1 protein-coding gene is annotated in these 232 nt (G+C 38.8%); it reads left to right on the forward strand.

Features of this window, described 5'->3' with window-relative positions; translation table 11 throughout:
- A partial coding sequence (locus tag HMPREF2837_RS06540) for a hypothetical protein (RefSeq protein ID WP_398578168.1) occupies positions 1 to 232 on the forward strand: 232 nt, incomplete at both ends.

Consider the following 232-nt stretch of genomic DNA (forward strand, 5'->3'; position numbering starts at 1 on the left):
CTAAGGTTGAACAATCTAAAGATTCTGAAGGTCGTGATGTGATTGATACCACTACCTATGAAGTTGATTCAAAAACAGGTAAGGTAACTCCAACAACAGTTCGAACTTATGGGAAAACGAAAGCACCAACGGTTGTGAAGAGAGTAGTACCGTCTCCAGTAGTTTATGAAAAAGATGGTACAAAAGAAAAAGGTACAACCCCAACTACTGTTAAAGGTGAAGATGGTGAAGA

Source organism: Streptococcus sp. HMSC071D03 (assembly GCF_001812125.1).
Taxonomy (GTDB): domain Bacteria; phylum Bacillota; class Bacilli; order Lactobacillales; family Streptococcaceae; genus Streptococcus; species Streptococcus pseudopneumoniae_N.